Origin of the sequence: Roseomonas rosulenta (genome assembly GCF_016106005.1) — a bacterium.
Classification (GTDB): Bacteria; Pseudomonadota; Alphaproteobacteria; order Acetobacterales; family Acetobacteraceae; genus Neoroseomonas; species Neoroseomonas rosulenta.
Genome location: NZ_JACADR010000346.1, coordinates 1 through 3,983, shown reverse-complemented (window position 1 = coordinate 3,983; position 3,983 = coordinate 1). Strand labels below are relative to the sequence as shown.

Below are 3,983 nucleotides of genomic sequence, written 5' to 3'. Positions count from 1 at the left end.
GCTACCCCGCCCGGCCCGGGCCCGCCGCCCCTGCCGGCGCCCGCCGCCACGTCGCGCCCGGTGCCAAGGCCGATCCCCCCGCCCGATCCTGCCCTGCAGGAAGCCGGGCGCCATGGCATGCTGCCGCGCATCGGCGCCGATGGGCGCACCTCGATCCGCGCCTATGGCCGCGCCTTCGACCGCAGCGACACCCGCCCGCGCATCGGCATCGTGGTGGCGGATATCGGCCTGTCCGCCAGCACGACCGAGGACGCCATCCGCCGCCTGCCGCCGGCCGTCGCCCTCGCCGTCTCGCCCTATGCGCTGCGCCCTGGCCAGGCGGCCGAGCGCGCCCGCGAACGCGGCATTGAGACGCTGGTCGCCATCCCACTCGAGCCCATCGGCTACCCGCTCAACGATCCCGGCGACCGCGCCCTTCTGACCGGGCGGCCGATCGCCGACAACCTCGACCAGCTCGACTGGTCGCTGGCGCGCTTCCAGGGCTATGTCGGCGCCATCGGCGTGGTGGCCGGCATGCGCGGCGAGCGCTTCGCCGCCCTGCCAGAGGCGATCGGCGCCGTGCAGGAGGCCCTGTTCCGCCGCGGCCTGCTCTATGTCGACCCGCGGCCCGGCGCGCCCTCGCCGGCGCGGGCCTGGGGGCGGGGGGTGGACATCGTGCTCGACGAACCGGCGCGCACGCGCCACGAGATCGACCGCCGCCTGGCGGAGCTGGAGCAGGTCGCGCGCGACCGTGGCACGGCGCTGGGCCTGGCCGGGGCGCCGACCCCGGTGCTGGTGGACGGCATCGCCGCCTGGGCGGCAGGGCTCGACCAGCGCGGACTGGTGCTGGCCCCCGTCTCCGCCCTGATCCGCCGCCCGGAAGCGCCCGCCGGCGATCCCCCGTCCATCCGCCCGGTGAGCGCGCCATGACCACCGCGCTGCCCTATCGCGCCAATGTCGGCGCCGTGCTGTTCAACCCGTCCGGGCTGGTGTTGGTGGCGCGCCGCGCCGACCTGCCGAATGCCGAAGGCGCGCCCGGCGGCTGGCAGCTGCCCCAGGGCGGCATCGACGACGACGAGGATCCGGCCATCGCCGTGTTCCGCGAACTGGAGGAGGAGGTCGGCACCGCGAAGGCGACGCTGCTCGCCGAGCATCCGCGCTGGCTGACCTACGACCTGCCCGCGCACCTGATCGGCCAGGCGCTGGGCGGGAAGTATCGCGGGCAGCGGCAGAAATGGTTCGCGCTGCGCTTCACCGGGACGGATTCGGATATCCGGCTCGACCTCGACCCGCATCCGGAATTCGACGCCTGGCGCTGGGCGCGGCTGGCCGACCTGCCGGCGCTCGCGGTCGACTTCAAGCGCGCCATCTACCAGGACCTGGCGGAGGAATTCGCGCGCTTCGCGGGGTGAAGCGCATCACAGCGGCGCGAACCGCAGCGTGCCAGGATCACGCCGTGGCGAACGGAGCGCACCATGGCCGCACCAGCAACCTACCGCGTGCTCGACACGCGCATCGGCACCAGCATCGAGAATGCGGGCAGCACGGATCTTCTCGCCCACCACAAAAGCGACCTGAGCACCGAGGACGTCATCTCGCGCCTGTCCGTTGCCGCCGACGCGGTGCCGATCGGGCGCCTGATCCTGATCTGCCACAGCGGCCACAGCACTGATGGCGAATGGTGGATCAAGCTCGGCAAGACCGGCATCGGCACCCGGGACCTGCACAAGCTTCGACCGCTGGTCGGCCGCTTCGCTGGGCCGAACCCATCCATCGAACTGCGCGCGTGCTGGATCGTTACCAACCCCGGCGGGAAGCCGACCGACACGCTCCCGGCCGCACGCAGCGGTGCCGCGCTGTGCCATGGCATCGCCGACATGCTGAATGTCGACGTCTATGGCTCCGACACGGCGCAGCCCGGCCCCTGCGGCCTGTTCTGGCTCGGCGGCATGTCGGATGACGGTCTGATGGAGGACTGGAACGACGCCGGCGCCACCGCACGGCGCGAGCTCGAGATGCGCGGCGAATGCTCCGAGGGACCCTGGACGGGCAAGGTATACCGGTTCCGCCCGCAAAAGCCCGGCGCGGAGATCGTGCGCCGGCCACGCTGAGGGAGCTCAAGGACTGGCTGACACATTCGGCACCGGACCGGTGCCCGATCTCGGATTCTCCCGACGGCGCCGTCTCGAGCTTTCCGTCAGCGCAGCCCTGCCACCAGGCGCATGACGACCGCGCCAGCGGCGTCGGTCAGCAACAACCGCCCGCCCTCGATCCGCCAGCCGCGCACCGCGGCCAGGGCGGCGTGGAAGCGCGCCTGCTGCTCCATAGCCGCCTCGGCGCAGGCCATGTTTGTCTGCGCCGCCGGGCCGAAGCGCAGCGCGCTGCCCTGCAACTCGTAGCCGCTATTGAAGCGGTTGCAGCCGCCGGTGCCGTGCGCGCGGCCCTGCACGTCGAAGGTGATGTCGGCGCGGACGGTGCCGGCCAGCGGCTGCCCGCCGATCTCCTGCGCGACCCAGGGCGCGCCGGCGAGGTCCTCGGACGCGACGGCCTGCGGCCGGGCGCCGACCAGCAGGATCTCGGCCGTGGACCCAGCACCCTGCGTCAGCACCGGATGCGCGCTGTCGCTGCGGAAGCGCACCTGCCCGCCGACCGACAGCCGCGCCGCGAGCGTGTAGCGGCCGCGCGGGTCGATGCGCGCCAGGTCGAAGCGCAGGGTGAAGGGAATTGGCACCTGCCCGGTCGTCTCGATCCGCGCGGTGGCCAGGACCGGCGCGGGCGCGTCGGCGCGTGAGAGTTCGCGCAGCTCCACCTCCAACACCGCGCCGGGCGGCAGGGCGATACGCTCACGGTAGGTGGCGGTGCCGGTGATCGTGCCGTCCTGCGCCAGGGTGGCGACGGGCGCTGCGAGGGCGACGAAGGGGACGGCGATGGCCGCGCGGCGCGTGGCGTTCATGCGGGAAGCCTGCCGTCGGCGCATGGCGACACTGCGGCGGCGATGCGCCGCAGCCGATGACCAGGGCGATCCGGGACATGCAGCACCTGCATCGCGCCGGGGCCGCAGCGCTGCGGCGCGCGGCACGCCGGCCTCGGCGACCGTTCGGGAATGCCGGCCCCCCCCGCTGCCCGACCCGGTCATCCATCCGGGATCCGCAGGCTGCCGAAACGGGAGCAAGCCGGCGCCGGAATGCGCCGAAGGCCACATTCCCGAACGATCCGTCAGCCGCCCACCAGCAGGTCCCGCGCCGCGTTCAGCCGCGCGGCCAGCCAGGCACTGCCGCCCTGGTCGGGATGGGCGCTGCGCATCAGGCGGCGATGCGCGGCGCGGATCTCGGCCTCGGTCGCGCCCTCGGCCAGGCCCAGGATGGCAAGCGCCTCGGTCCGCGTCAGCGGGCCATCCTCGGGCGGCGGCGCGATGTCGCGCCATTCGGGCTGCGCGCGGTCGAGCCAGGCCTCGATCAGCGGCACGCTTTCAGGATCCTCCGCCGCGCATTCGGCGAGCAGCGCGCGCAGCATCGGCAGGTCGAGATCCGCGAGATCGGCGCCGGCGTAGCGCCCGCGCTTCACCGTGCCGGTCATCCGCCCGCTGTCGTGGTGCAGCACCATCTCGAGCGTCGTGGTCTCGACGCGGCTTTCCTGGCCCGGGCTGGCCTGCCCCCCGCGCGAGAAGGTCCGCGCCGTCCGCCACGACCGCCATGCCTGGATCAGCAGAGGGGCGAAGAACATCAGCGACCAGATGGCCTGGAAGCCCCGCCCGCTGAACAGCAGCGCCGCCACCAGCACGAGGCCGACGCCGCCGGTGATCCAGGCCAGGGTCTTCTTCACCGCGACGACCGACGCGCTGGCGAAGGCGCGCAGCAGCCCCAGCAGCACCAGCAGCGCCAGCGCGCCGAGCGCGATCCAGCTCATGCGCGACCCTTCGGCGCGGGCAGCTGCCCCGCGATGCGCGCCGCCGCAGTCCCCGGCAGCGCGGCCAGCGCCGCCCGCCCGCCGGCGGCGAAGACCGC

The 3,983-nt window shown here is 73.8% G+C and carries 5 protein-coding genes; 3 read left to right on the top strand and 2 right to left on the bottom strand.

The window, feature by feature from the left end; genetic code table 11:
• The 3 genes from HW578_RS23795 to HW578_RS23785 form a co-directional block, all read left to right on the top strand.
• On the top strand, positions 1 to 909 hold a 909-nt coding region (locus HW578_RS23795; RefSeq protein ID WP_232479240.1), incomplete at its 5' end, for a divergent polysaccharide deacetylase family protein.
• Complete coding sequence (locus tag HW578_RS23790) at positions 906 to 1,391, top strand: RNA pyrophosphohydrolase (RefSeq protein ID WP_198373191.1); 486 nt, start codon at positions 906 to 908, stop codon at positions 1,389 to 1,391. The genes HW578_RS23795 and HW578_RS23790, both read left to right, overlap by 4 nt.
• A 63-nt stretch (positions 1,392 to 1,454) precedes the next feature.
• Positions 1,455 to 2,090 carry a hypothetical protein gene (locus HW578_RS23785; protein WP_198373190.1) on the top strand — a complete coding sequence of 212 codons (636 nt, stop codon included), beginning with the start codon at positions 1,455 to 1,457 and terminating at the stop codon, positions 2,088 to 2,090.
• An 86-nt stretch (positions 2,091 to 2,176) separates the two neighbouring features.
• Here the strand turns inward: HW578_RS23785 and HW578_RS23780 are convergent, their stop codons facing one another.
• Positions 2,177 to 2,932: a YbaY family lipoprotein gene (locus tag HW578_RS23780; RefSeq protein ID WP_198373189.1), complete on the bottom strand. Its 756-nt coding sequence runs from the start codon at positions 2,930 to 2,932 to the stop codon at positions 2,177 to 2,179.
• Positions 2,933 to 3,195: 263 nt separating this feature from the next.
• Positions 3,196 to 3,885, bottom strand: a complete 690-nt coding sequence (locus HW578_RS23775; RefSeq protein WP_198373188.1) for a J domain-containing protein — start codon at positions 3,883 to 3,885, stop codon at positions 3,196 to 3,198.
• Positions 3,886 to 3,983 lie beyond the last annotated feature (98 nt).